This window comes from Cryobacterium sp. W22_MBD10_FK3 (assembly GCF_052113745.1).
GTDB lineage: Bacteria > Actinomycetota > Actinomycetes > Actinomycetales > Microbacteriaceae > Cryobacterium.
The window spans coordinates 59,328-84,864 of record NZ_JBGQOH010000013.1 but is presented as its reverse complement, the minus strand read 5'-3'; the positions used below and the strand labels follow the sequence as shown (position 1 = coordinate 84,864).

Here is a 25,537-nt window from a genome sequence, read left to right as displayed (position 1 = left end):
GATTCTCCCGCGAAAGCGGCCCTGTGGTTGCCTCAGCTCGCTGAGGTGACCGTAAGACCGCTTTCGCGGAAGGGTTTCAGTCGTAGTCGACGAACGGGTCGGGCGTGAGGGTGTACTTGGTGGAGAGGTACTCGTGGATCCCCTCCGAGCCGCCCTCGCGGCCGAGGCCGGACTGCTTGACCCCGCCGAACGGGGCGGCGGCGTTGGAGACCACGCCCATGTTGAGCCCCATCATGCCGGTCTGCAGCCGTTCGATCATGCGCTGCCCGCGCGCCAGGTCTTGGGTGAAGACGTAGCTGACCAGCCCGTACTCGGTGTCGTTGGCGATGCGCACGGCGTCGTCTTCGTCGTCGAACGGCACGATCGACAGCACCGGCCCGAAGATCTCTTCGCGCAGGATGTCGCTGCCGGCCTGCACGTCGCTGATCACGGTGGGCTCGTAGAACGTGCCCTTCCCGTCGAGGGCGTGCCCGCCGGTGAGCAGGGTGGCGCCGCGACCGAGCGCATCCTGCACCAGGGTGTCGGCCTTGGCCACCGCATCGGCGTTGATCAGCGGGCCGATCTTCACACCGGTTTCGGTGCCGCGGCCCACGGTGAAGCCGGTGACGGCCTCGGTGACGCGGCGGGCGAATTCGTCGGCCACGGATGCCTGCACGATGAACCGGTTCGCGGCGGTACAGGCCTGGCCCACGTTGCGGAACTTCGCGGCCAGGGCGCCCTCCACGGCGCGGTCCATGTCGGCGTCTTCGAACACGAGGAACGGGGCGTTGCCGCCGAGTTCCATCGAGGTGCGCAGCACGTTCTGCGCGGACTGGGCGATGAGCTTCTGGCCGACCCCGGTGGACCCGGTGAAGCTGAGCTTGCGGAGCCGCGGGTCGGCGATGATCGGCTCGGAGACGGCGCCCGAGGTGGAGGTGGTGAGCACGTTGACGACGCCGGCAGGCAGGCCGACCTCTTCGAACAGCTTGACCAGGTACAGGGTGGTGAGCGGGGTCAGCTCGGCGGGCTTGATCACGACGGTGCAGCCGGCGGCGAGCGCCGGGGCGATCTTGCGGGTCGCCATCGCCAGCGGGAAGTTCCACGGGGTGATCAGGAAGCTCGGTCCGACCGGGTGCTGCGACACGATCATGCGCCCGGTGCCCTCTGGATTGGTGCCGTACCGGCCGGTGATGCGCACGGCCTCCTCGCTGAACCAGCGCAGGAACTCGCCGCCGTAGGTGACCTCGCCGTACGATTCGGCGAGCGGCTTGCCCATCTCCAGCGTCATCAGCAACGCGAATTCGTGCCGGCGCTCGTGCAGGAGGTCGAAGCTGCGGCGCAGGATCTCGCCGCGCACCCGCGGCGGCGTGGCGGCCCAGGCATCCTGTGCGTCGGCGGCGGCGGCGAGGGCTGCCAGACCGTCGGCGGCTCCGGCGTCGGCGATGGTCTTGATCACCTTGCCCGTGGACGGGTCGTGCACGGTGAGCGTTTTCCCGTCTGCGGCGGGCACCCACCGTCCGTTGATGTACAGCTCGTTGGGAACGTGCTGGAGCAGCTCTGCTTCGGTTACGTGGGTCACAAGTGCCTCCCTGAAGTCGTCGACCTTAAACCTACCCGGGTGCCGCCGGCCTGCCCCGGTTGCCGTGGCCTAGCGCGGCCGGGGCGCGGCGCGACCGGCCGGCAGGATGCCCAGGCAGAGCAGCAGGAACACCAGCTGCAGCACCCCGGTGGTGAGGTACAGCGTGTGCAGGAATGAGTAGACCGGCAGCAGCGCGACTTCCACGTAGACCCAGATCACCAGCCCGAACCCGGCGACGCCGGCGGCGGCCGGCCACCACGGATGCCGCCGGTGCTGCAGCAGCACGGCGAGCGCCTGGGTGCCGCCTACGACCAGCACCAGGATGAGCCCGGGCATCACGAAGGAGTCGAACGGGGTGCCCTCCAGCCAGCTCTGCGGCATCCCCATGCCGTTCGCCACGACCAGGCCGACCCCGCCGCCCACCGCCGACACGAGGTTGAACCAGCCGACGATCAGCAGGGCGAGCCACCAGGGTCGGCGCGGGTGGGCCGGGTCGGTGCCGGGCACGGCGGAGCGAACGGATGCGGGTTGGTGCGCCATGCTGCCATCCTGATCCTGGCGTCTGGCGGGCCACAAGCCCCCACTCGGGTCGCGCTACCTCCCGTGCCCGGGCTCCCCCGCGAGACGGCAGTTGAGGCCACTGGGAGGTGCCCTGACTGGCCCCAACTGCCCTCTCGTGGTGGCGTCGCGGGGCTAAAGGGTGTTCAGGGTGCCGCGCACGATCGAGTCGCCGGAGTGCGCGGGATTGCCGTCCGCCGGCTCCGCCGAGACATCCACCACCGAGAACTCGGCCAGGTCGACGCCCGCCGGGATGCTGAAGCGGCCGGTTGCCCCGTCGAGCAGACCCACGCTCACCAGCCCGGTGGCGTCGGCGGTGAGCAGCCACACCTCGCGCAGCCCGCCGCCACCGGCGTCGTCGCCGTCGTCGGCGTCGTCGGCCAGGTCCACCACGACTTCCCTGCGACCGTCCGTGGCCTCCTCCACCAGGGCGCTCCCGCTCGCCGTCCAACCGGGCAGCGCGTCGAGTTGAGCCTGGGCGATCACGGTCTCGGGGGCCGGCGCGCGCGTCGACTGCCACCAGACGCCGGCCGTGATGCCGCCGACAATGCCGACCGCGCAGGCCGCCGCGGCCACGGGCAGCCAGGCACGCCGGTGACGGCGCTGGCGCCGGTAGGGCACGTAGGCCGGTCGCGCGCCAGTCCTTGCACCGGGGTCGATCTGGCTTCCTACACTCTGGGAGTCGTGGGAAGTGCGGCCGGACTCTCCGGCCCCAGCGTCGAGGTGCGGGGCGGCCAGGCGCGGCACCGCGGCCACGTCGTCGGAGAGGCCGAGGGCCGAGTGGATGCGGCCCCACACCGCATCCGCCGGTTCGACCAGGTCGACGCTGCCGGCGCTCCGGCCGATCAGCACGGTGCGGCGCAGCGCATCCAGCTCGCCGGTGCAGCCGGGGCAGGAGGCCAGGTGTTCGCGCTCGGCGGGGCTGAGGTCGAGCTCGGCGAGCGCGACCAGGGCGAGCGTGTCGCGGTCAAGATGCGTCATCGTTCGCCTCCAATCGAGTACGTAAGCGGGTGAGGCTGCGGCGGATGTGACTCTTCACGGTGCCGAGCGGCAACCCGAGGCTATCGGCGATCTGCACGTGGGTGAGGTCCTCGTAGAAGGCGAGCCGCATCACGCGTTGCGGCACCGGTTCGAGGCGGTTGAGTTCTTCGCCGATCAGCAGGCGCTCGGCGACGTCGGCGGACTCGTCGACGGTGTACAGCTCGGCGTCGTCGACGAGGGTCTGTTCGAGCCGGCGCCGCCGGGTGCGCGCCTCGTGCGCGTCGGCGATGGCGTGCCTGGCGATGCCCACGATCCAGGCGGGCAGCGCCGCCCGGTGCTCGTCGAAGCCGGCCCGGCCGCGCCAGGCGGCGATGAACACCTTCTGGGTGACGTCTTCGGCCTCGCCCGTGTCACCGAGCGAGCGCACCGCCAGGGTGTACACCAGCGACGACCAGCGCGCGTACGCCTCGGCCAGGGCCTGTTCGTCGCCCGCTCGAAAGCTCGCGACCAGGTTGGACTGGTCACGCTCATCGTCGGTGCTGTTCGCAAAGGGTGCGCTCACGTCGCCGTGCTGCCTCCGGGATCGGTGCCGCGTGGTGCGGGTGTCCATCTCAGCACTCACGATCCAGCCGGGCCGGGCCGCAAGTGCGACCAGCATAACCACGTATGGCCGATCCGCGCGCACCCCGTTCGGGCGGTGGCGTGGTCGTGGTTCCGGTCGGGTTCATGGCACCGGCACCGCCGTGACGAACACGTTGGACAGGTACCGCCTGGCCTCGTAGTCGAACTCACCGCCGCAGGTCACCAGGGTGAGCCGGGGCTGGCCCGACCTGTCGAACACGCTCGCCCAGGGCACCTCTGGCTTCTGCTGGCTGTCCACGGATGCGACGGCGTAGCGGTGCGCGACGCCGTCGGCGGTCTCCACCACGATCTCGGTGCCCACCGGGGCGTCGGCCAGCTGCGCGAACGGGCCGAGGTCGTAGACCAGGGAATCCACGTGCGCGGCGATGACGGTGGCTCCGGCCGGGCTGCCAGGGCCGGCGCCGTACCGGTACCAGGCGGCCACGGCGGGGTTCTCGGGCAGGGCCATGGCCGCGCTGTCGGTCAGGCCCACCGCCTCGATCGGCATGTCGATGCCCAGCGAGGCGGCGCTCACCCGCACCGGGGCGCTCACCGGGGCCGGCTGCCCGGCCAGGGACGCCGACCGGCGCGGCACATCCGGCACCGCGGGCGCCGGCACCGGCGCCGGCGATGGCACCCGGGCCGGCGCGGTCTGTGCGCTGGCGCCGGTGCCTGTGCCGGCCCCGGAGCCTGCACCCGTACCCGCGCCGAAGCCGGAGCCGAAGCGGTCGCCGGAGCCGGGCAGCGAGCCGGGCAATCCGGCGGATGCGGGGCCGCCCAGGCCGGCGAACGCACCGGCGGCAGGATCAGTGCCGCCGGTCGTCGCGAGCGAGGCCCCGCATCCGCTGATCAGGCCAACCAACAGGGCGGCCCCCAGGAGCGGACCGACGACAGCGCGGGCCACGGTGGGCCACCCGAACAGGCTCACCATGACCCGCACCTCTCTGTCCTACGCCCGGTTAGCGCCGCGCCTCGGCGCGTCGGGTGCCGTAGATCGCCGCCGCGCTGATGGCCAGCACCAGGGCGAGGGCCGCGCCGCCGAACCAGAGGCCCGAGGTGTTGCCGGGCTGGTTGGTGGCGACCAGGCCCGCGCTGCCGGCGGGAACGCCGTCGGGGTTGGAGTGCAGGCCGTCGATGGTCTGCACGGCCAGCGCCAAGTTGCTGTCTTCCAGGCTGCCCCAGGCGTAGACGATGGTGTTCGTGCCCTCGGCCACGTTCACATCGGCCGGGCCGATCACCGGGTCGGTGGTTCCAGTTGCGGCCACGGATGCCGACACCGTACCGGCCGGCAGGGTGAGCAGGGACTCGTCGGGGTTGCTCAGGTTGCTGATCACCGCGGTACCACCGGCGAGCACGTCCACGGCGGGGGCCGCGGCGACGTGCCGCACCGTGAGTCGGCCTTCGCCGGCGCCGACGGTGCTGATGTCGTTGGTGAACAGGGTGGCGGTGGGCGCCCCGGCCGCGTCGAGGTGCGCGGCGGCGGTGTAGTTCTTGCCCGCCTCCAGCGGCAGGTCGACCGGGCCGATGGCCGGCGAGCTCGCGTCGGCGGCATCCGATGCCGTGATCGCCACGGTGTAGGTGCCGGCGGGCAGTTCGAGCGGCCCGGCGAGATCGCCGGGCTCGAAGTCGTCGAGGGTGAGGTCGCCGTTCACGTACACGTCAACGGTGAGGCCGGGCACCCCGTGCAGCACGGAGAGCTTGGCGACATCGGTTGCGGCGTTCGCCGGGGCGATTCCCGCCAGGGCAACAAGGGCGCCGGCTGCGATGCCGACGGCAATGGTCTTGCGCATGGTTTCCTCCAGTCAGTGGAACGAGGGCGGGAACCTGTCGGTTTCCCGTTACCCGTTACTTCCGGAGGACACCCCCATTCGGATGCACTCGCATGAAAAAAACTTCGGACGCACCTGGCGAGCCATTCTCGGGGCCGCTGTGCCGAGGTGCGCCAGAATGCCCCATCGGGCGCTCCCAAGGGGGACTCTGCCGCAAGTCGGCGACGCGGCCGGCATCCAGTTGCGCCAGAATGCCCCTTCGGGCGCCCTGAAGGGGCACTTTGCAGCAACTCGGCAGAGCTCCTGGGCGAAGCACGGCAGAGCACCCCGAGCGAAGATCGGCGGGGCAACCCCGGCGAACCGGGGCTCCGCTGCGGGCTAGGCCTGCTCGACCAACTCCGAGGTGGCCAGCACCGCGCCGGCGTGGGCGAGTTCGGCCAGCGCCGTCTCGCTGGACTCCGCTGCCACCCCGGCGACGAGGTCGGTGAACACCCGCACGTGCTGGCCGTGCTCCAGGGCGTCGAGCCCCGACGCCCGCACGCAGTAGTCGGTGGCCAGGCCCACCAGGTCGACATCCGTCACCCCGGCGGCGATGAGCAGCTCGCCGAACTTCGTGCCGGAGTCGTCGATGCCGTCGAAGATCGAGTAGCCGGGCTGGCCCTGCCCCTTGAGGATGTGCACCGTGGACTTGGGTAGCACCAGCGCCGGGTGGTACTCGGCGCCGAAGGTGTCGGCCACGCAGTGCACCGGCCAGGTGTCGACGAAGTCGGGCTCGGCATCCGTGGCGAAGTGGCCGTTGTTGCCGCCCTCGGCGTCGTGCCAGTCGCGGGAGGCGAAGATGTGCTCATAGCTCAGCGGATGCGCGGCCAGCAGGGCGCTGATCGCCCCGGCCACGGCGGCCCCGCCGTTAACCGCGAGGGCGCCGCCCTCGGTGAAGTCGTTCTGAACGTCGATGATGACCAGTGCGCGAGTCACGGAAGCACTCCTGTCGGGTTGGGATTTCAGTTGTTCGAGAGGTTGTTGCCGCAGCGGAAGAACCCCGTCGTGATGGTGTCGATAGCCTGCTTCGCATTATCACCCACATCACCCAACGCGTATACGGCGAAGGTGAGGGTGCTGCCGTCGGCGGCGTTGATGATGCCAGAGAGCGTGTAGCCGGTGTCGATCCAGCCGGTCTTCGCGAACACTGAACCGTCGGTATCCGCGTTGGGGCCGGAGAACCTGTCGCTGTAGGACAGCGAGCCGGTGGCGCCGCCGGCCACGGGCAGGCCGTCGAAGATCACGCCGAGGTTGCCCTCGCGGGCGTTGATCTTCTGGAACAGCCTGGTGAGGTAGGCCGGCGGCACGGCGTTGTTGTCGGAGAGCCCGGAGCCGTCGGCAATGAGGATGCCGGTGGTGTCGATGCCGTATTCGGCCAGGCCCGCCAGCACGGCGGGTTGGATGGCGGCGAAGGTGTTGCCGGTGCCGCCCTCCACGGCCACCAGCCGGCCGAGCATCTCGGCGAGGGCATTATCGGAGACGATGAGCGACTGCTGGATGAGGGTGGACACCGGCTGGGACTGCACCGCGGCGAGCCGACCGGCGCCGGCCGGGGCGGTGCCAACGCTCACGCTCACGCCGCCGCCGAGTTCGTCGGCGAACGCGGCGCCGGCCCGCGCCACCGGGTCGTCGCTGCGGGCGGAGGTGCTGTTGTAGGGATTGTCGCGGTCGCCGTCCACCTGCAGGGCCGTGATCAGCGGCATGTACCCCTGGGTCTGTTCCTTGCGGTTCCAGCTGGGCTCCCAGGCCGGGTCGCCGAAGTAACTGGAGTCGAGCACCACCGAGGTGATGGCGGTGCCGCCCATCGCGGCGCGGGTCTGCTCGGCGAGGTCGTCGAGGTGCGCGGCGCCGTCGTAGAAGGAGTCGTCACTGGTGGGGGTGCTCGAGAGGGTGAGGTCGCCGCCGCCGACGAGCACCACCTGGCCGGGCTCGCTGCCGGCGACCACGGTGGTGGTGGCACGGTAGTCCGGCCCGAGCACGCTCAGCGCGGCCGCCGAGGTGAGCACCTTGAGCACGCTGGCGGCGCGGGATGCGGTGCCGCCGCCGCGGTCGAAGAGCACCTCGCCGGTGCCGGCGTTCACCACCTGCGCCTGGAACTCGCCCAGCCTGGAGTCCGCGGCGAGGTCGGCCACCGAGCAGGTGCGCAGCGGGCTGGCCACGGTAGCGACGGCCGGGGCCGGCCGCAGCTCCGGGCCTGCCGCGGTGGGCGTGGGGATGGCGGATGCGGTGGGCGCGGCCACCTCGACCGGCTCGGCGCTGCCGTCGCCGGCGGCCGCTCCCGCCCACACCGCGCCGCTGCCGAGCAGCACGAACGCCACGGCCGCGGCGATGATCAGCTTCAGCCGGCTCGAGACGACGAGCTTGGTCGGCTGCTCCGTTGCCTCGGCCGAGGGGCCGCCCGGCTCTGGAACTGTCGGGTCTGGTGTATCCACCTGAGCACTTTACCGAGCGAGGGTGTGAGCCCGGTCAAAGCGGCTCTCCCAGCGCCCGCGGCGCAGGCCAGCGCTCGCGGCGCAGGCCAGTGCTCGCGGCGCAGGCTCGTGCAGTCCATACTCTGCGCCACGGGAATGAACCTGCGCCGCGGGAAGAACCATGCGCCACGGGATGCCGCGGCTCAGGGCCGCCGCTCGGCCGCGAACGCTACTCGCCGGGGTAGACCAGGCCGATCTGCGCGCGGATCTCGTCGAGGGTCGCCATGATCTGCACGGACTCGGTCACGGTGAGCAGGTCGCTGGTGATGAGGCCCGCGGCCACGAGGCGTTCGGCCTCGGTGGCCTGAAAGTGCATGCCCCGGCCCGCGAAGGCGGGCGTCTCGTACGATTCGACGATCTCGTTCGAGGCGTTGAACACCCGGAACGAGGTGGGCGAGTACCAGACCTCGTCGATGTCGATCCGGCCCTCGGTGCCGAGAATGCTGGCGGTGTTGGGCCCCTTGGTGTCGCTCGCGGAGAGCAGCGACGCGATCTGGCCGCCCGGGTAGCGGAAGATCGTGGCGATCTGGGCATCCACCCCGGTGTCTTTGAACGTGGCCGAGGCGAGGATGCTCGCGGGCTTGCCGAACAGCGCCGACGCGAACGACACCGGGTAGATGCCGAGGTCGAGCAGGGCACCGCCGCCGAGCGGCAACGAGTTGATGCGGTGGTTCGGGTCGTCGGGCAGGTCCTGGGTGTGGTCGGCGATGAGGGAGTGCACGTCGCCGAGGCTGCCGGCGGCGAGAATCTCGCGGATGCGTGCCATGTGCGGCAGGAACCGGGTCCACATGGCTTCGAGCAGGAGAAGGTTCTTGCTCTCGGCGAGCGCCACCAGGGTGCGCGCCTCGGCCGCGTTCACGGTGATCGGCTTCTCGACGAGCACGTGCTTGCCCGCATTCAGCGCCAGGGCGGCGTTGGCCGCGTGGAACGGGTGCGGGGTGGACACGTAGATGATGTCGACCTCGGGGTCGGCCACGAGGGACTCGTAGCTGGGGTGCGCGTTGGGGATGCCGAACTCGGCCGCGAAGGCATCCGCCGACGCCTGGCTGCGGGAGCCGACGGCCTGCACCGTGAAGCCGTTCTTCACGAGGTCGCCGGTGAATTGGTGGGCGATTCCGCCCGTGGCCAGGATTCCCCAGCGGAGTGCATCAGTCATGCTGCGAGCCTAGCGAAGACGCTGGGGCACGCACCAGATCGCTGTGTTATTGTGCCGGTCATGACTCAAAAAGACCCGGCCGACAAGTCGTTCGACGAGAAGCGCCACGACCAGCTCACCACCGCACCCAAGGCCGACGAGGGGGATGCGGCGCCGCGCGTGACCCTGAATGAGCAGGCCGACGGCGTGAAGCGCATCGACGTGGCCGACACCGCCGCCGTGCGGCCGGGCAAGACCTCGGAGTAACCGGTCACCCGGTGTTTGCCGGGCGGTCACCGGGCCTCAGTATGCTGACGCCCGTGAGCGAGAATCTGCTTCTGGCCCGGCGCACGGCCCCGCAACACCGGATCGTGCACCACACCGTCACTCTGCCGCCCGCGCCGACTCCCAGCACGATTCCGGCACTCCCGGCGAGGCCCGGATTCGCCCCGCGCAACTCCCCCGTCGACCTGCTGTTCCGGGCGCTCTGGCAGCTGGTGGGCGTCTACGTGTTCCTGGTGCTCCTGGTCAAGGACCGCCGGCTGCCCCGCTGACTTACCGTGGCACCTGCTCAGGTCTGCGTGTCACGGCTGGCGGATGCCGGCGAGCACCCGTTCGGCGATCGCCCGGTGCCCGGCGTCGGTGACGTGCACCCCGTCGGGTGCCACCGACTCCTGGTCGATCACCGGCGGGTCGATCAGGCTCAGGTACTCGGCGCCCACCCGGGCCGCGGCGGCCCGCACCCACCCATCGAGCTCGACGATCAGCGCGTTGCCCGGTTGCGCGGTGGACGGCCCCACCGCCACGATGCGGGCCTGCGGCAGGCCGTCGCGCACCTGGTCGTAGGTGGCGTCCACGGCCGCGCGCACCGCGTCAGGGTCGGCGGCGAGCGCGGTGAGGTCGTTCTGCCCACCCGCGATCACGACGACGTCGGGGTGCACGGCGATGACGTCAGGCACCCGCTCCAGGTAGGTGGGGCAGTACACCAGTCCGCAGCCGCCGAGCCCCGAGGTGGCGACGAAACCGGTTCCGCCCTGGCCCTGGTTCACTTCGACCCAGCCGGCGTCGTGCGCCACGAGCGCCGACCAGCGCCGGTCGGGCTCGGATGCGCCCCAACCCTGCGTGTAGGAGTCGCCGAGGAACACCGCCGCGGTGTCGCCGGCAGCGATGGTCGGCGGGTCCTCCAGGGGCGGCAGCAACGAGGGCGGCAGGCTGCGCCCGGTGCCACCGAGCAGGAGCGCCGCCGCGGTAGCGCCCACGGCGACCGTGAGCACCACGCCGGCCAGCAGCCACGTCCACCACCGGCGCCGGGGCGACCCGGCGGGCGGGGAGGGTCGCGCGCGCCCGGGGTTCATGGGGCCCAGCATAGGAGCCCCGGAGACTTCGTGGGCCCGGCGCCCGTGTCAGCGGGTTTCGTCGGGCGGGCCGGGCCGCGGGCTACGCCTGCGGATTACGGTCGCGGCTTGAGCGGATCGGTGACGTCGGCCACCGTGGCGCCGTAGGCGGTGATCAGCGCGTCGGCGTCGACGAAGGCGGAGTACCCGTGCTCCCCCGCGCCCATCGCCACGCGGGTGCCGCGCATCCGCTCGTCGGCGAACACCGGCCAGGCGGTGCTGCTGCCCAGCGGCGTGATGGTGCCGCGGGAGTAGCCGGTGGCGGCCAGGGCGAGGTCTTCGTGCGGCAGCGAGAGCTTGTTCACGCCCACCAGGGCACGCAACTTGGCCCAGCTGATCTGCCGGTCGCCGGGCACGAGCACGAAGATGTAGTCGCCGTCGTGGCGCTTCACCACGAGCGACTTCACGATGCCGCTGGGTTCGAGGCCCAGCAGCCTGGCGGCGCTTTCGAGGCTGTCGGCCGCGGGGCGCTCGACGATGTCGATCTGCAGGCCGCGCGCTCGCGCATCCGTTTCGACCCTGTGACGCCCGGTGTCTGCCATGCCTCGAGTCAACCATGCCGGCGCGTGCCGGTGCGAGTGGGCGAGCGGATGCGCGTGGGGTCAGCCGAAGATCGCCCAGCCGTGCGGCGGCACCGTGGGGCCGGCCGGGCCCTGCTCGGCCGCGCCGGCCAGCCGCTCGGCGGCATCCGTCGGCACCGGCAGGGTCTCGTCGCCGAGGTTCAACGCCACGACCAGACGGTGGCTGCCGTCGGTCACCTCGTACACATAGCCGGTGTTGGTGAGGGTGAGCGGCCGGGTCGTGGCTGCGTGCAGCCAGGGGTGCCGGCGGCGCAGGCCGATCAGCTCCTGGTGCAGCACAAAGGTGGCCTGGCCGGCGGGGTTCTGATCGGCGGTGCGGTCGGCGGTGCGGTCGGCGGGGTGGTCGGCGGGGTGGTCGGGGTAGGCGGGGCGGATGGCGTCGTCGCCGCCGGCCCGCTGCTCCTTCACCGCGCGGAGGCCCTGTTCGTCGCCGTAGTAGATCGCCGGGGTGCCGCCCAGGGTGAGCAGCAGCACCAGGGCGTGCGGGTGGTGCCGTTCGTCGTGGATCTGGCTGGCCAACCGGGTCACGTCGTGGTTGCCCACGAAGGTGTAGGGCACGAACGTGCCGAGGAACTCGGTGTGCCGGGTGAGCGCCCAGTCCAGCTCGAAGAAATTGCGCTCCTGCAGCGCGTGCCAGATGGCCTGCCAGAGCTCGTACTGGGTCACCGTGTCGACGCCGGAGTCCGCGACGAAACCGGTGTAATCGCCGTGCAGCACCTCGCCCAGCACGTAGACGTCGGGGTGCTGCGCGCGCACCCGGGGCAGCACACCGGCCCAGAACGCGGCCGGCATCGCGTAGGCCGCGTCGAGCCGCCAGGCGTCGATGCCCCGGTGCAGCCAGTGCGTCATCACGGCGGTGACGAGATCGGCGACGGCGGGGTTGTCGTGGTTGAGGGTGACCAGGGCGTCGTGCCCCTCGAACGACACCAGCTCGCCCGTCTCGGTGCGGCGGAACAAGGCGTTCTCGGGCGCGGCCGGGTCGGCGAGGGCGGTTCTGAGCGGGGCGAACTCGCGGCCCACGTGGTTGAACACGCCGTCGAGCATCACCCGGATACCGCGCCGGTGGCACTCGTTGACGAGGTGTTCGAGGTCCGCGGTGTCGCCGAGCCGCGGGTCCACCTCGAAGTAGTCGGTGGTGTCGTAACCGTGTGTGCGCGAGGCGAACACCGGGCCGAGGGCCAGGCCGTTGGCGCCGAGCTCGAGCAGGTAGTCCAGCCAGGATTCGAGTTGGCGGAGCCGGTGCGTGGGGGTGCTCTCGTGCCCGGTGGTGTCGGCGCCGACGAAGCCCAGCGGGTACACGTGCCACCAGATCACGTGTTCGGTCCAGTCAGGCACGCCTCGACCCTATCGCGGTTGCGTCACCGCACCTGCTGTGGTTGGCCGCGCCCGCTATAGCGGGCGCGCCGGCCCACAGGAGGCGCGGTGGCCGGCAGGGGGTGCGCCGAGCGGCGGGAGCGTCGGCCGAGGGGCGGCACCGGCGGAGGAGAAGGCCTGGAGAAGGCCTGGAGAAGGCCTGGAGAAGGCCTGGAGAGGGCCGCCTATCAGAATCGAACTGATGACCTATTCATTACGAGTGAATCGCTCTACCAACTGAGCTAAGGCGGCGTGAGACCGAATACTTCCTTGCGAAAGACGCTCGGTGACACAGCATCCAAGCTTAGTCGGTCGTGGAGGTCACGGTGTACAGCTCGCGGAAGGATTTGGCGACCCAGGCCGACAGCGGGCTGCAATCATCCGCTTCGGCCCAGCATCGCCAGGCGTGCCGGGTGGCGGCCATGGCCACGAGGGTGAACAGCAACGCCCGCTGGGCGAGGGCCCGCGGGTCCTCGGCGAGGCGGGGATCATCGGCCGCGAACCGGCGCTCCACGATCTCCTGCAAACCGGCTTCGAAATTGCGCAGTGTGGCCATCCGCATGGTGAACAGGTAGCTGTTGTCTTTCATCACCGCGCGCCGCAGTTCGTGGATTTCGCGGTCGCCGTCGGTGTTCTGCAGGCTGCGGCCGATCAGCTCGGCCAGGTCGGCCATCACGTCGGCGCCCGGTCCCCCGCTGATGAACCGCTCGACGTCGGCGTCGCAGGCCAGCTCGAGTTCGTCGCCGACCAGGGCGGAATCCTTGGAGGCGAAGTAGTTGAAGAAGGTGCGCGGGGAGATCTCGGCGAACCGGCTTATCTCGTCGATGGTCACCTTGTCGATGCCGCGCTTGGCGCAGAGGGTGAGCACGGCGCGTTGGATCTCCCGGCGCGTGGCCAGGCGCTTGCGTTCCCGCAGGCCCACTCCCTCAGCTGCCGCGGCCATCCGTCAACACATCGGGTCGGCCGCGGGCACGGTGCCGTCGATCAGGTAGCTGTCGACAGCATCGTTGACGCAGGAGTTGGACTTGTTGTAGGCGGTGTGCCCCTCACCCGTGTAGGTGACGAGCTGGCCGCTGTCGAGCTGCGCGGCCAGGTTCTCTGCCCACACATAGGGGGTGGCCGGGTCGTTGGTGGTGCCGACCACCAGGATCGGGGCGGCGCCGGCAGCGTGGATCTCCTCGCGCTCCCCGGCGAAGGCATACGGCCAGTTGGCGCAGGAGATGTCACCATAGGCCATGTACTTGCCGATGGTGGGGGCGATCTGCTCGATCTCGGCGGCCTCAGCGCGCATGGCGGCGATGTCGTCGTTGTAGGCGTAGTCCACGCAGTTGATCGCCATGAACGCCTCGGTGGAGTTGTCGGCGTAGCTGCCGTCGGGGTTGCGGCCGTTGTAGCCGTCGGCGAACTGCATGGCGCCGTCGGCGCTGCCCTGCATCACGCTCTCGAACATGTCGCTGAGGTTGGGCCACGCGGTGGCCTGGTAGAGCGGGTAGATGATCGCGGTGAGCAGCGCGTTGGCGCCGAGCTGGCGGCCGTCGGTGGCGGTGATCGGGCTGGCATCCACCGACGCCAGCAGCGCCGAGATGGTGGCCATGGCGTCGTCGACGGTGCCGTCGAACGGGCAGTCCGAGCCCGCCAGGCAGTCGGTAAGGTAGGCGCGCAGGGCGTTCTCGAAGCCCAGCGCCTGGGTGCTGGTCACCTCGAAGTTGCTGGTGGACGGGTCGAGGGCGCCGTCGAGCACGAGCCGGCCGACCTTGTCGGGGTACAGCTCGGCGTAGGTGGCGCCGAGGAAGGTGCCGTAGGAGAACCCCAGGTAGTTGAGCTGGGTGTCGCCGAGCACCGCGCGCATCAGGTCGAGGTCGCGGGCGGCGCTCTGGGTGTCGACCTCGCCGAGCAGGGCGCCGGTCTTGTCGGCGCAGGCGGCGGCGAAGTCCACGGCGCTGGTTTCCAGTTCCTGGATCCAGGCGTCGGTGCCGCGCTCGGCGTCGCTGAGCCCGTAGAGGTACTCGTCCATCTGGGCGGGTTCGTAGCAGGACACCGCGGAGGACTCGCCGACCCCGCGCGGGTCGAACCCGACGATGTCGTAGCGTTCCTGCAGGGCGGCGCTGGTGGCGTAGTCCACCGAGGTCTTCACGAAGTCGTAGCCGGAACCGCCGGGGCCGCCGGGGTTGACCAGCAGCGAGCCGAGCCGGTCGCCGGTGGCATTCTGACGCACCAGGGCGAGGTCCACCTCGCCGGCGGCCGGGTCGGCCCAGTCCAGTGGCGCCGATGCGGTGGTGCACTGCATGTCGTTGTCGCAGTCGGACCATTCCAGCACCTGGCTGTAGAACGGCTCGAGCGCCGCGTCGACCTTTTCACCTGTGGGCGTGGATGTGGACGGCGCCGGCTCTGGCATGAACCACGGCACGCACCCGGTCAGGCCGAGCGTCAACGCCACCGCGGCCGTCATGGTCGTGAATACGCGAGAGCGCTTGGTCACTGGGTTCCTTTTCTCTGGTGCATCGGGTGGGCTGCGAATGCCGTCAACGGCGAATCATCGACACGAGCATGGCCTCCAGGGCCAGCGCGGGTGCCACGTTCGCTTCGATTCTCTGCCGGGCCAGGGCGATCGCATCCATCGTCGCCACCGTGGTGGCCGGCGGGCAGGCCCCGGCGGCCCGGCGCAGTTCGGGCAGCAGTTCGACGTTGATGATGGTGCTGTCGCGCCCCAGTTGCACCATCATCACGTCGCGGTACAGCGAGGTGAGGTCGACCAGGATGCGGTCGATGCCGTCGCGGAGGCTGCGGGTGGCGCGCCGCTTCTGGTCGTCTTCGAGGTTCTTGATCTGGCCGCGGAGCGCGGGCGGCACCGACTGGCCGGGTTCCACGCCGAGCGAGCGCAGCACGCCCTCGCGTTCGGCGGCGTCCCGCTCGATGGTGATCGCCTTGGCGTCGTCGCCGGCGATGGCGAGCAGCCGGGCGGCGGCGTTCACCGCCGAGGAGATTCCGGTGAGGCCGAGGGCGGTGCGGAGGGTCTCCTCACGGCGGGCGCGGGCCTCGGCGTTGGTGGCGAGCCGCAGGGCCATGCCGATGTGGCTCTGCGATTCCCTGGCGGCGCGTTCGGCGACGGCCGGGTCCACCCCGGTGCGGCGGATGAGCAGCTCGGCGACCGCGTCGATGCTCGGCACCCGCAGACGCACGGTGCGCACCCGGGAGCGGATGGTGGGCAGCAGGTCGGCCTCGCTGGGGGCGCAGAGGATCCACACCGTGCGTTCCGGCGGTTCTTCGAGCGCCTTGAGCAGCACGTTGGAGGTGCGCTCGACCATGCGGTCGGCGTCTTCGACGACCACCACCCGGTAGCGGCCCACCGACGGCGAGTACTGCGACCGGGCCACGGCCTCCTTGACGGAGTCCATCTTGATGATGACGCCCTCGGTGGTGAGCACGGTGAGGTCGGGGTGGGTGCGCGCGTCGACCAGCCGGCCGGTGGAGGTGTCGCCCTGCGGTGTGCCGTCGCTGAGCAGCGCGGTGGCGAACGCGAACGCGAGGTTGGACCGGCCGGAGCCGGGCGGGCCGGTGATGAGCCAGGCGTGGGTCATCGAGGCGGAGGTGCTGGGCGCGGGGGCTTTGGCGGCGGCCAGGTTGGTGGCGGCGGGGCTCATGGCGGCGGCATCCGTTGCGGCGCGGGGGCTCTTGGCGGCGGCATCCGTTGGCGCGTTGGGGCTCTTGGCGGCGGCATCCGTTGTGGCGCGGGGGCTCTTGGCGGCGGCATCCGTTGTGACGCCCGGCGCAGCATCCGTTGCGGCGTCGGGGCGCTCCAGTGTGGCGACCGCTCCCGGCCGCTCGGCGGCGGCCCGGAAGATGGCGATCGCGTCTGCTTGACCCGTCAGGTCGTCCCACACTGCCATTCATCAAGGCTACCTGCCGCCGGTGACAAGACGGTGCTCGCACACGGTGTCCTGCTCCAGCTCTCAATCGGAGCCGCCGACATGCCGCAAAGCGCCCCTTGGACGCCAACGAAGGGGGCTCTTGGCCGAAGTCGACGAGGGGAGGTTCGCCGAGTCGCCGCCAAATGCCCCTTCAGCGCCCGCGAAGGGTCACTTTGCCGCGTCTCGCGGAGGGGCAGCCCCGCGAGAGGACAGTTGTGGCCAGTCACGCGCCCACCAACTGCCCCCAAGTGGCTTCTCGCGGAGGGGCAGCCACCGCGAGAGGACCGTTGTGGCCAGTTAGGCGCCCACCAACTGCCCGCAAGTGTCTTCTCGCGAGGGGGACGTTAGAGCAGGGTGGCGACGCGGGCGCGGATGAGCGCGGCGATCTCGTCGACCGGCAGCGACGCATCCAGCACCAGGAAGCGGTCGGGCTCGGCGGCGGCGAGGTCGAGGAAGGCGGCGCGCACGCGGGCGTGGAACTCGCTCTTCTCAGCCTCGAGCCGGTCGAAGACCTTGTTGTCGGCGTCGAGGCGGCCGCGGGCCACGGTCTCGTCGAGGTCGAGCAGCAGGGTGAGGTGCGGCAGCAGCCCCTCCACCGCCCAGAGCGAGAGGTCGCGCACCTCGGTGCCGCCGAGCACCCGGCCGGCGCCCTGGTAGGCGACGGATGAGTCCAGGTAACGGTCCTGGATGACAACCTCCCCGCGGGCCAGCGCCGGACGCACCAGCGTGCCGATGTGCTGGGCGCGGTCGGCGGCGTAGAGCAGGGCCTCGGCGCGGGCCGCGACCTCGCCGCGGTGGTGCAGCACGATCTCGCGGATGGCGACGCCCACCTCGGTGCCGCCGGGCTCGCGGGTGCGCAGCACCGTGCGACCCTGGGCCCGCAACCAGGCGCCGAGAAGCTCGGCCTGGGTGCTCTTGCCCGACCCGTCGCCACCCTCGAGGGTGATGAACAGGCCGGGCGTCACCGGCTGGTCCGGTGCCGGCTGCTGTGGTGCTGTGCTCACGACTGCGCGGCCGCCTGGGCTGCCTTCGCTGCCGCGGTGGCCGCGCGGGTGGCGGCAGCCTTGGCGGCGGTGGCGGCCTTCTGCTCCGGGGTGCGCTCGGCGCGCACCGCGGTGCCGGGGGTGGCCGCGGAGGTGCCGGACTTCTTGGCCGGCGCCCGCTTGGCGGCGGTCGTCGTGGTGCTGCCGGCCTTCTTCACCGGCGTCTTCTTGGCCGCGGGCTTCTTGGCGGCGGGCTTCTTCTTGGCGGGAGCCTTCTTGGCGGCGCCCCGCTTCACCACCGGTCCCTTGGCGCGCTTGTCGGCGAGCAGTTGCACGGCCCGCTCGTAGTCGACCTCTTCCACGCTCTCGGCCTTGGGGATGGTGGCGTTGGTGATGCCATCGGTCACATAGGCGCCGAACCGGCCGTCCTTGATCTTGATGGCCTTGCCGCTCTCCGGGTCGGGCTCTTCGAAGTCCTTGAGCGCGCTCGAGGCACGGCGGGCGCCGTACTTCGGCTGCGCGTACAGCTCCACGGCGCCGGCCAGGTCGATCTCGAAGATCTGGTCTTCGCTGGTGAGCGAGCGGGTGTCGACGCCCTTCTTGAGGTACGGGCCGAACTTGCCGTTCTGGGCGAGGATCTCGGTCTGCGTCTCGGGGTCGAGACCCACCACACGCGGCAGGTTGAGCAGCGCCAGCGCGGTGTCGAGGTCGACGGTGGCCAGGTCCATCGACTTGAACAGCGACGCCGTGCGCGGCTTCACCGCGGCGGCGGCCTTCTTGGCCGGGGCCTTGCGCTTGGGCTTGGCGCCGGCGGCGGGGGCAGCGGCTGCGGCCGGGGCGCCGGCATCCGCCAGCGAGGTGACCTCGCCGGTGAGCGGGTCGATGGACTCGCCGGGTCCGTCGGTGTCGGCCGGCGGTTCCAGTTCCGTCACGTACGGGCCGAAGCGGCCGTCCTTGGCCACGATCTCCTTGCCGTTGTCCGGGTTCACGCCGATGACACGGTCGGTGACGACCGGCGCATCCACGAGTTCGCGGGCCTTGGCGGGGGTGAGCTCGTCTGGCGCCAGGTCCGGCGGGATGTTCACCCGGCGGGGGGTGGCATCCGGGTCGGCGTTGGGATCGACGACCTCGAGGTAGGGGCCGTACTTGCCGATGCGCAGGGTGATGTCGTCGACGATGTGGATCGAGTTGATCGACTTGGCGTCGATCTCACCGAGGTTATCGACCACCTGGCGCAGGCCCCGGTGCTTTTCGGAACCGAAGTAGAAGCTGGTCAGCCAGTCCACCCGGTCGGCGGTGCCGCCGGCGATGCGGTCGAGGTCGTCTTCCATCTCGGCGGTGAAGTCGTACTCCACCAGGTCGGAGAAGAACTCTTCGAGCAGCCGCACCACCGAGAAGGCGATCCAGTTGGGGATCAGCGCCTGCCCGCGCGGGGTGACGTAGCCGCGATCGGTGATGGTGGAGATGATCGACGCGTAGGTGGAGGGACGGCCGATGCCGAGCTCTTCGAGCTTCTTCACCAGGCTGGCCTCGGTGTACCGGGCGGCCGGCGTGGTCTCGTGGCCCTTGGCCTCCACGTCGACGAGGGTCAGCGTCTGGCCCTCTTCGAGCGGCGGCAGCTTCGACTCGGTGGGGTCGGTGGGCGCGTTGCGCTCCTCGTCCCTGGATTCCTCGTAGGCGAGCATGAAACCGCGGAACGTGATCACGGTGCCGCTGGCGGCGAATTCGGCGAGGGCCTCGGTGGCGGCGGGGTGCGCGGCCTGACCGGTGGGGCCCGCGGCGATGGTCACCGACGCGGTCGAGCCGGTGGCGTCGGCCATCTGGCTGGCGACGGTGCGCTTCCAGATCAGGTCGTAGAGCTTGAAGTCGTTGCCGCGCAGGGTGCTGGACAGCGACGAGGGGGTGCGGAAGGTGTCGCCGGACGGGCGGATGGCCTCGTGGGCCTCCTGCGCGTTCTTGCTCTTGCCCTTGTACAGGCGAGGGTTCGCGGGCACGGTCTCGGCGCCGTACAGCGACGCGGCCTGCTTGCGGGCGGCGGTGATGGCCTGCTGCGACAGCGACGGCGAGTCGGTACGCATATAGGTGATGTAGCCGTTTTCGTAGAGCGACTGGGCCACACTCATGGTCTGCCGGGCGGTGAAGCGCAGCTTCCGCGCGGCCTCCTGCTGCAGCGTGGAGGTGGTGAACGGCGCGGCGGGGCTGCGGCGGTAGGGCTTGGAGGCGACCTTGGTGACCGTGATCGGCACGCCGGGCACCTTGAGGGCGTCGGCCAGGGCGAGGGAGGATGCCTCGTCGAGGGTGGCCGCGACGACCTTGGGCTTGAGCTTGCCGGAGTCGTCGAAGTCGCTGCCGGTGGCGATGCGTTCGCCGCCGAGGCGCACAAGCTTGGCCTGGAAACCGTTCTCGGTCGACGCACCGGGGGCGAGCTGGGCCAGGAGGTCCCAGTAGCCGGCGGAGACGAATGCGAGGCGTTCGCGTTCGCGGTCGACGACGAGGCGGGTGGCGGCGGACTGCACGCGGCCGGCGGAGAGACCGGGGCCCACCTTGCGCCAGAGCACGGGCGAGATCTCGTAACCGTAGATGCGGTCGAGGATGCGCCGGGTCTCCTGCGCATCGACGAGGGCGGTGTCGAGGTCGCGGGTGTTGTTGGTGGCCGCGATGATCGCGTCCTTGGTGATCTCGTGGAACACCATCCGCTTGACCGGAACCTTGGGCTGCAGAACCTGCAGGAGGTGCCACGCGATGGCCTCGCCTTCGCGGTCCTCATCAGTTGCGAGGAGGAGTTCGTCGGCGTTCTTCAGAGCTCGCTTGAGGTCGCTGACGGTTTTCTTCTTGGCGTCGGAGACCACGTAGTACGGTTCGAAGCCGTTGTCGACGTCGACGGAGAACTTGCCGAGCGGACCCTTCTTGAGTTCCGGCGGCAGATTCTTGGGCTCGATCAGGTCTCGGATGTGTCCGACCGACGACAAAACCTCGTAACCGTCGCCCAAATAGGCGGCGATCGACTTCATCTTCGTCGGCGACTCGACAATGACCAGCTTCTTAGTGCCTGGCACCAGACTCCTCTTTATAGGTAACGGTCTGTGTAACGACCAAGCCACACCATACACACAGGAATCGAGTGCCCGCCGACCGCGACGGCCCCGGAGGGCCCCGAATCGCCTCCACGGTAGCTCCCCTGCGGCGCAGTGCAAGGCCCGAATCGGTGCTGCGCACATCTTCCCGGAAAACATCGCGGAGACCGGCGACACGCGTCCAGCCCGACTGGGGCTTGACGCCGGTTTGGGAATTGGGGGTTGCCACTTCGGGGCGCGGACGCACAATAGAGACATGGTTACTGCAGCGCAGGGCACGTACACCGCGAAACTGACGGACGGCCCCCTCGAAGGAAAAACCGTCACCACCGAGTTCCTCGAGTCCGGGGATCCCCGACCGCGGATCGAAATCCCGGCCGACTCGCGCGGCAAGCGCTACCTCTATGCCCGCGCCGCCGGCCTCGAATTCGACTCCACCGAGCATCCCGACCAACCGTCTGCCGTGGACTACCGCTACCTCGAGGCGCTCTTCGACGCTCCGTCCACGACCTAGTCGGTGGGAAGGGCGCGGTGACTGCTCACTCGACTCGACGGTCGCCTGAGATCTGAAGCTATGGCGCCGGCCCGGCCCGCGCCCGGGAACCGATCGGGAAGATGCCCGCGGAACCGGCCACGCTCACGGTGGCGATGAGCCCGCGCACCGTGCACCCGGTCATGCGGGCCGCGTTCAGTTCCGCGGCCCGCGCAGCCATCTCGCAGGGCACCCCCGGCATCAGGCCGGAGGCGGTGTCGGCCGCGGCGAGCGCCGCCGCATCCGCAGCGCCCTGCACCAACTGTTTGGCCGGCAGCAGCGCCAGGACCGGAACGAGCACGGCGGTCACCGCGAACAACGCGCCGAGGATCGCGACAGCCAGGATCGAACCGGAACCCCGGTCACGGGTCGCCCCGCTCCGTGCCCAGCGGCGCATCACGGCCCGGCCTCCGGCAGAACGCTGCCGAGGGCGCAAGACCGCGCACCCAGCGTGAGGCCCGCGGCGGCGAACGGGGCGAAGGCGCTCGGGGCGCTGAGCCGGGCACAGTAGAACTCGCCCTGCCGCTCCGGCGTCAGCACCGTGCCGGGGCCCACCGCGGTCAGCAGCCCCGACGCCGGGGCCGCGTTGTCGCCGCGGGCCAGCAGCCGGGCCACGTCGGCGGCGGCATCCGTCATCCGCACCTGTTGGCCCACCACCTGCACGGCGCCCAGACAACAGGCCAGCACCACGAGCACGGCGGGAAGCGCGGCGGCGAATTCGGCGGTGACACTGCCCCGGTCGCGGTGCTTACGGCCCGCGGGACCCTCGGGAGGCAATGCGCCGGGGCGCTCAGCCCACGGTGAGTGCATTGCGCACCAGTTCGGTGAGGATGCTGCGCACCTCGTCGCCGCGCAGGATGACGATGAGCAGGCCGGCGAAACCGACCGCCGCCATGGTGGCCACGATGTACTCGGCGGTGGCCGCGCCGCGGTCGTCTCGCAGGCGGCGGAGGGCGCGCACCGTGTTGGACCGCACCGTGCGGGTGCGCACGAGTCCGTGGCGGATGCCGGTTGCCGCGCTGGGGTGGTGCCGCGACGGCGCCGCGGCAGGGGCGGTTACCGCCTCGGTTGAGGTTGCCGCCTCGGTTGCGGTGTTCGGCTCGGTTGAGGTGTTCGGCTCGGTTCGCGAGTTCTGCTCGGTCGACGGGACGGATGGGCTGGTGAGCGTGGTCATGGTGGATCTCCTTTCGCGTGCAAGACGCGGTGCAAGCGGCTCGAGTGCAGCCAGCCTGCCCCGCCGGCCCCGGCCGCATAGACGGCGGCGGGCCGGCGGTGCACAGTCGGTCGAAGCGACAGACTGTGGAGGAGGGCAGCCGCGACGAGGAGGAGGCACCCGGATGAGCGACACACCCAGACCGTGGTCACCCGACGAGCTCGGACTCGTCGATCGCGCACCCGAGTTGCAGCTGGCCTCCCGGCGCCCGGACGGCAGCATCCGCTCGTTCGTCACCGTGTGGATGGTGCGAGTCGGTGCCGACGTGTACGTGCGGTCGGGAGCGGGGTACGGCGGGGTGAGCAAGTGGTTTCCCCGGGCCCGGGAGGCCCGGGGTGGCATCGTGCGCATCGACGGCCAGGCGTGGCCGGCGATCTTCTCGCACCTCGACCAGGCCGACCCCGTGCACGCGGAGATCGATACCGCCTACGTGCAGAAGTACGGCGGCAGCTTCGGCATGACCGATCCGACCACCCACCAGCACACCTTGCGCATCACGCCCGCCGCTTCGGCGACCTCGTCATGAGATACCACCGAGGGTGGCGGTGAGCACGCTGAGCAGTAGCGGGGCCACGCCCACAAGCATGAAGGCCGGCAGCACGCACACCCCCAAGGGGAGCATCAGGGTGACCGCGAGGGTTTCGGCGCGTTGGTGGCCGGCGCTGCGGGCGTCCCGCCTGGCCTGATCGGCCTCGCTGCGCAGCAGTTGCCCGGCGGGCACCCCGGCCCGCGCCGACAGGTCGAGCACCCGGTCGATGACGGCGTCGGCGGGGGTGGATGCCGAGCCCGGCGGGCGCAGACCGTACCGTTCGGCGCTGCGCCGGGCCGTGTCGCGGGCCCGGTCGAGCGAGCCGCCGCCGGCCATGCCGATGGCGGTGAGGTCGAGTTCGAGGCCGGGCGCTGCGCCCTGCACCAGCGCTGCGTCGACCAGGCGCCGGTTCCAGCGGGCGGCCGCCAGCATCAGCAAGGAGCCGGCTGCGAGGCAGGCCAAGCCCGGCCCGGTGAAGAGCAGCGTGTGCAGGGTGTTGAAGCCAAGCAGGGCCCCGAACAGCAGGGCCACCAGGGGCAGCACCAGCACCATCCGCGCCGTGGCCCGGGGCCCGGTGATCGCCACCGTGAGGTCACGGTGCAGCTGACCCAGATCGCGGAAGGCGCCGGCCAGGTCACGCAGGCACCCGGACAGCGGCGCCCCGGCCTGGGTGGCGACGTCCCACGCCGCGGCGAGCGCCCGCCAGGCGTCGCCGAGCTGCCCGGTGGCTGGGGCGGCTTCGGCGATGGCATCGGCGACGCTGTCGCCGGCGTGCGCGGCGCGCGCGGCGGCCAGTAGCAGCAGCCGGGTGCTCTGGTCGGTTCCGGATGCGACGCCCCGCGGCCGGCGTGCGCGGTGGCCCCGTTCGGGCCGGGCGTCAGCGCCGGCTTCCGCGGGCACCAGGTAGTCCCAGGCCGACACCGGCGACACCCCCGCCGACAGCAGCACCGCCAGCCGCTCGGCGATGCGGGCCACCTCTTCGATTGCGGGCGGCGGTGCGGGCCGGCGGCGGCTCATGCGGCGGCCCTGTGCGAACGCGGCGGCGCGGGCCGGCGGCGGCTCATGCGGACACCGTCGCCAGCCGGTCGGCGGCATCCAGGGTGAACCGGCCCACCTGCGCCAGGCGTCGCTGCCCGCCGCGGCGTTCGAGGTGCAGCACCAGCCCGATCGCGCTCACGGTCTGCCGGGCCACCGCGGCGGGACTCATGCCGGCGAGGGCGCCGAGCGCCTCGAGTCGGGCGGGCACGTCGGCCAGCGAGTTGGCGTGCAGGGTGCCGGCGCCGCCGTCATGCCCGGTGTTCAGCGCGGCCAGCAGCTCGCGGATCTCCACGCCCCGGCACTCGCCGAGCACCAGCCGGTCTGGACGCATCCGCAGGGCTTCGCGCAGCAGGCTGTCCAGGCCGATGCGGCCGGCCCCCTCGAGGTTGGCCTGGCGGGATTCCAGGCCCACCACGTGCGGGTGGTCGACCCGCAACTCGGCGACATCCTCGATGACCACGATGCGTTCGGCGGCGGGCGCCTCGCCCAGCAGCGCGGCGAGCAGGGTGGTCTTGCCGCTGCCGGCGGCGCCGGTCACGAGCAGGTTCTGCCGGTCGAGCACCGCCGCACGCAACCCGGCGAGCTGGGCGGCCGCGCCCTCGCCCTGGCCGAACAGTCCGGCGGCGGCGAGGGCGTCGAGGCTGAGCCGCTGGGCCCGCGGCAGCCGAATCGACAGCAGCGTGCCCGTGCTCGAGACCGGCGGCAGCACGGCGTGCACCCGGATGCCGTCGGCCAGCCGCACATCGACGCAGGGGCTGGCTTCGTCGATGTGCCGGCCGCCGAGCGCGATCAGCCGCACCGCCAGGTCGCGGATGCCGCGCTCGTCGCTGCGCCACTCCGGCGCAGACACCAGACCGGCACCGGCATCCAGCCAGAGCCCGGCCGCACCGTTCACGAAAAGGTCGGTGACGTCGGGGTCGCGGGCGAACCGGCCGAGCGGGCCGAGCACGGACAGGTCGGTGCGGGCGGCTCCGGGTGGAGCGGGCGCTAGGTCTGCCTCGGTGTTTGGCCGATAGCGGGCTGGACCCGGATCGGCGGGCGGGTAGGGGGCGGTGTGGTCGGGATGGTCGGGCTGCGGGGCGGTGCCGCGGTCGGGGTGAGGGGTGGTGGCGCGGTCGGGGTGCGCGGTGGTGGCGCGGTCGGGGTGCGCGGTGGTGGCGCGGTCGGGGTGCGCGGTGGTGGCGCGGTCGGGGTGCGACGTGGCGGTGCCGGCGGGGCGCGGCGGGTCGCCCCCGGGCGCGTGCGGGTCGGCGCCCACGGCGAGCGGGCTGGGCCTGCGGACTGAGGGCACGGCGACGAAGGGCTCTGGCATTCGAGCACGCTAGCGGCGGCGGAGCGGCGAGCGCGGGGCGGCATCCGCTGTCGTGCGGTGGCCTGGAATACAGCTACCTGTGGAGGAGCGGCAGCAGCGCCTTCGCCCCAGGGATGCTCGCCCGCCCCCGACGCGAAAGCGGTCGAACGGTCACCTCAGCGCGGTGAGGCAGCCACAAGTCCGCTCTCGCGGGCCGTGGCACGCATGCACGCACGCACGCACGCACGCACGCCACGAGCGGGGGCGGAGACAACTGTTGCCCGGACGGACGACTGCGCCTGGCGTACAGGGCGCAGTTGTCCGGCCGGGCAACAGTTCTGCCTGGAGGGGGCCGATACAGCGATGATGCGGTACAGCTGGTCACGCAGGTGCCCGGATCGCATGGGGGGCGCGAGAGCCGGGCGGGGGAAACACGGGTGCGCCGTTGAGAGGCGCGGAGCGTGCTGTTAAAAGAAGGGGGGCGGCACCTATTGGGGGGAACAGGTGCC

General features: G+C 71.3%; 26 protein-coding genes and 1 tRNA gene. 4 read left to right on the top strand and 23 right to left on the bottom strand.

Annotated elements, in window-relative coordinates:
- Nucleotides 1-76: 76 nt before the first annotated feature.
- The 9 genes from ACEN2M_RS12960 to ACEN2M_RS12920 all read right to left on the bottom strand — a co-directional run bounded on the left by ACEN2M_RS12960 (nucleotide 77) and on the right by ACEN2M_RS12920 (nucleotide 9,153).
- Entirely contained in the window at nucleotides 77-1,558 is a 1,482-nt protein-coding gene (locus ACEN2M_RS12960; protein ID WP_441648545.1) for an NAD-dependent succinate-semialdehyde dehydrogenase, read from the bottom strand.
- 69 nt (nucleotides 1,559-1,627) lie between these two features.
- Nucleotides 1,628-2,098 carry a hypothetical protein gene (locus ACEN2M_RS12955; protein WP_441648544.1) on the bottom strand — a complete coding sequence of 157 codons (471 nt, stop codon included), beginning with the start codon at nucleotides 2,096-2,098 and terminating at the stop codon, nucleotides 1,628-1,630.
- 153 nt (nucleotides 2,099-2,251) lie between these two features.
- The gene (locus ACEN2M_RS12950; protein ID WP_441648543.1) at nucleotides 2,252-3,097 is read right to left on the bottom strand and encodes an anti-sigma factor domain-containing protein; all 846 of its coding nucleotides are present in this window, start codon (nucleotides 3,095-3,097) and stop codon (nucleotides 2,252-2,254) included.
- A complete protein-coding gene (locus ACEN2M_RS12945) occupies nucleotides 3,084-3,659 on the bottom strand; it encodes an RNA polymerase sigma factor (protein ID WP_441648542.1) in 576 nt (191 codons plus the stop codon). The genes ACEN2M_RS12950 and ACEN2M_RS12945 overlap by 14 nt, the downstream gene beginning before the upstream one ends.
- Before the next feature lie 162 nt (nucleotides 3,660-3,821).
- Nucleotides 3,822-4,649, bottom strand: a complete 828-nt coding sequence (locus ACEN2M_RS12940; RefSeq protein WP_441648541.1) for a class F sortase — start codon at nucleotides 4,647-4,649, stop codon at nucleotides 3,822-3,824.
- Nucleotides 4,650-4,677: 28 nt separating this feature from the next.
- On the bottom strand, nucleotides 4,678-5,508 hold the full coding sequence (locus ACEN2M_RS12935; RefSeq protein WP_441648540.1) for a DUF4397 domain-containing protein: 831 nt from the start codon (nucleotides 5,506-5,508) through the stop codon (nucleotides 4,678-4,680).
- Between the two features lie 357 nt (nucleotides 5,509-5,865).
- Nucleotides 5,866-6,462 (bottom strand): isochorismatase family protein, encoded by a 597-nt coding sequence (locus ACEN2M_RS12930; RefSeq protein ID WP_441648539.1) that lies wholly within the window; start codon nucleotides 6,460-6,462, stop codon nucleotides 5,866-5,868.
- 26 nt (nucleotides 6,463-6,488) lie between these two features.
- Complete coding sequence (locus tag ACEN2M_RS12925) at nucleotides 6,489-7,958, bottom strand: D-alanyl-D-alanine carboxypeptidase/D-alanyl-D-alanine-endopeptidase (RefSeq protein WP_441648538.1); 1,470 nt, start codon at nucleotides 7,956-7,958, stop codon at nucleotides 6,489-6,491.
- Between the two features lie 208 nt (nucleotides 7,959-8,166).
- Complete coding sequence (locus tag ACEN2M_RS12920; RefSeq protein WP_441648537.1) at nucleotides 8,167-9,153, bottom strand: Gfo/Idh/MocA family protein; 987 nt, start codon at nucleotides 9,151-9,153, stop codon at nucleotides 8,167-8,169.
- A 60-nt stretch (nucleotides 9,154-9,213) separates the two neighbouring features.
- Here ACEN2M_RS12920 and ACEN2M_RS12915 point away from each other — a divergent pair, with 60 nt between their 5' ends.
- Together ACEN2M_RS12915 and ACEN2M_RS12910 are read left to right on the top strand one after the other, a co-directional pair.
- On the top strand, nucleotides 9,214-9,399 hold the full coding sequence (locus ACEN2M_RS12915; protein ID WP_441648536.1) for a multidrug transporter: 186 nt from the start codon (nucleotides 9,214-9,216) through the stop codon (nucleotides 9,397-9,399).
- A 53-nt stretch (nucleotides 9,400-9,452) separates the two neighbouring features.
- The gene (locus tag ACEN2M_RS12910; RefSeq protein ID WP_441648535.1) at nucleotides 9,453-9,686 is read left to right on the top strand and encodes a hypothetical protein; all 234 of its coding nucleotides are present in this window, start codon (nucleotides 9,453-9,455) and stop codon (nucleotides 9,684-9,686) included.
- 30 nt (nucleotides 9,687-9,716) lie between these two features.
- On the opposite strand, the gene ACEN2M_RS12905 is transcribed toward ACEN2M_RS12910, so the two are convergent.
- The 9 genes from ACEN2M_RS12905 to topA form a co-directional block, all read right to left on the bottom strand.
- Nucleotides 9,717-10,487 (bottom strand): SGNH/GDSL hydrolase family protein, encoded by a 771-nt coding sequence (locus tag ACEN2M_RS12905; protein ID WP_441648534.1) that lies wholly within the window; start codon nucleotides 10,485-10,487, stop codon nucleotides 9,717-9,719.
- A gap of 95 nt (nucleotides 10,488-10,582) precedes the next feature.
- Nucleotides 10,583-11,068 carry an aminoacyl-tRNA deacylase gene (locus tag ACEN2M_RS12900; protein ID WP_441648533.1) on the bottom strand — a complete coding sequence of 162 codons (486 nt, stop codon included), beginning with the start codon at nucleotides 11,066-11,068 and terminating at the stop codon, nucleotides 10,583-10,585.
- A 60-nt stretch (nucleotides 11,069-11,128) separates the two neighbouring features.
- Nucleotides 11,129-12,442, bottom strand: a complete 1,314-nt coding sequence (locus ACEN2M_RS12895; RefSeq protein ID WP_441648532.1) for an alpha-amylase family glycosyl hydrolase — start codon at nucleotides 12,440-12,442, stop codon at nucleotides 11,129-11,131.
- 197 nt (nucleotides 12,443-12,639) lie between these two features.
- Nucleotides 12,640-12,712 (bottom strand) — tRNA-Thr (locus ACEN2M_RS12890).
- Between the two features lie 52 nt (nucleotides 12,713-12,764).
- Nucleotides 12,765-13,403, bottom strand: coding sequence for a TetR/AcrR family transcriptional regulator (locus ACEN2M_RS12885; RefSeq protein ID WP_441648531.1), 639 nt, complete (start codon nucleotides 13,401-13,403; stop codon nucleotides 12,765-12,767).
- 3 nt (nucleotides 13,404-13,406) lie between these two features.
- A complete protein-coding gene (locus ACEN2M_RS12880; protein ID WP_441648530.1) occupies nucleotides 13,407-14,939 on the bottom strand; it encodes an alpha/beta hydrolase in 1,533 nt (510 codons plus the stop codon).
- Nucleotides 14,940-14,982: 43 nt separating this feature from the next.
- Nucleotides 14,983-16,101: a DNA polymerase III subunit delta' gene (locus ACEN2M_RS12875; protein ID WP_441648560.1), complete on the bottom strand. Its 1,119-nt coding sequence runs from the start codon at nucleotides 16,099-16,101 to the stop codon at nucleotides 14,983-14,985.
- A 611-nt stretch (nucleotides 16,102-16,712) separates the two neighbouring features.
- Nucleotides 16,713-17,333 carry a dTMP kinase gene (gene tmk, locus ACEN2M_RS12870; RefSeq protein ID WP_441648559.1) on the bottom strand — a complete coding sequence of 207 codons (621 nt, stop codon included), beginning with the start codon at nucleotides 17,331-17,333 and terminating at the stop codon, nucleotides 16,713-16,715.
- Nucleotides 17,334-17,368: 35 nt separating this feature from the next.
- Nucleotides 17,369-20,407, bottom strand: a complete 3,039-nt coding sequence (topA, locus tag ACEN2M_RS12865; RefSeq protein WP_441648529.1) for a type I DNA topoisomerase — start codon at nucleotides 20,405-20,407, stop codon at nucleotides 17,369-17,371.
- Between the two features lie 274 nt (nucleotides 20,408-20,681).
- Here topA and ACEN2M_RS12860 point away from each other — a divergent pair, with 274 nt between their 5' ends.
- Complete coding sequence (locus tag ACEN2M_RS12860; protein WP_441648528.1) at nucleotides 20,682-20,939, top strand: hypothetical protein; 258 nt, start codon at nucleotides 20,682-20,684, stop codon at nucleotides 20,937-20,939.
- A gap of 58 nt (nucleotides 20,940-20,997) precedes the next feature.
- Here ACEN2M_RS12860 and ACEN2M_RS12855 read toward each other — a convergent pair whose 3' ends face one another.
- The 3 genes from ACEN2M_RS12855 to ACEN2M_RS12845 are packed head-to-tail and all read right to left on the bottom strand — an operon-like array spanning nucleotide 20,998 to nucleotide 22,131.
- Nucleotides 20,998-21,354 carry an Rv3654c family TadE-like protein gene (locus ACEN2M_RS12855; RefSeq protein ID WP_441648527.1) on the bottom strand — a complete coding sequence of 119 codons (357 nt, stop codon included), beginning with the start codon at nucleotides 21,352-21,354 and terminating at the stop codon, nucleotides 20,998-21,000.
- Nucleotides 21,354-21,767 carry a TadE family type IV pilus minor pilin gene (locus ACEN2M_RS12850; protein WP_441648526.1) on the bottom strand — a complete coding sequence of 138 codons (414 nt, stop codon included), beginning with the start codon at nucleotides 21,765-21,767 and terminating at the stop codon, nucleotides 21,354-21,356. Before ACEN2M_RS12850 ends, ACEN2M_RS12855 begins: the two co-directional genes overlap by 1 nt.
- Entirely contained in the window at nucleotides 21,748-22,131 is a 384-nt protein-coding gene (locus ACEN2M_RS12845; RefSeq protein WP_441648525.1) for a DUF4244 domain-containing protein, read from the bottom strand. The genes ACEN2M_RS12850 and ACEN2M_RS12845 overlap by 20 nt, the downstream gene beginning before the upstream one ends.
- Before the next feature lie 163 nt (nucleotides 22,132-22,294).
- Here ACEN2M_RS12845 and ACEN2M_RS12840 point away from each other — a divergent pair, with 163 nt between their 5' ends.
- A complete protein-coding gene (locus ACEN2M_RS12840; RefSeq protein ID WP_441648524.1) occupies nucleotides 22,295-22,696 on the top strand; it encodes a DUF2255 family protein in 402 nt (133 codons plus the stop codon).
- Here ACEN2M_RS12840 and ACEN2M_RS12835 read toward each other — a convergent pair.
- Both ACEN2M_RS12835 and ACEN2M_RS12830 read right to left on the bottom strand, forming a co-directional pair.
- A complete protein-coding gene (locus ACEN2M_RS12835) occupies nucleotides 22,691-23,716 on the bottom strand; it encodes a type II secretion system F family protein (RefSeq protein WP_441648523.1) in 1,026 nt (341 codons plus the stop codon). The genes ACEN2M_RS12840 and ACEN2M_RS12835 overlap by 6 nt on opposite strands.
- Before the next feature lie 43 nt (nucleotides 23,717-23,759).
- Nucleotides 23,760-25,049 (bottom strand): TadA family conjugal transfer-associated ATPase, encoded by a 1,290-nt coding sequence (locus ACEN2M_RS12830; protein ID WP_441648522.1) that lies wholly within the window; start codon nucleotides 25,047-25,049, stop codon nucleotides 23,760-23,762.
- Nucleotides 25,050-25,537 lie beyond the last annotated feature (488 nt).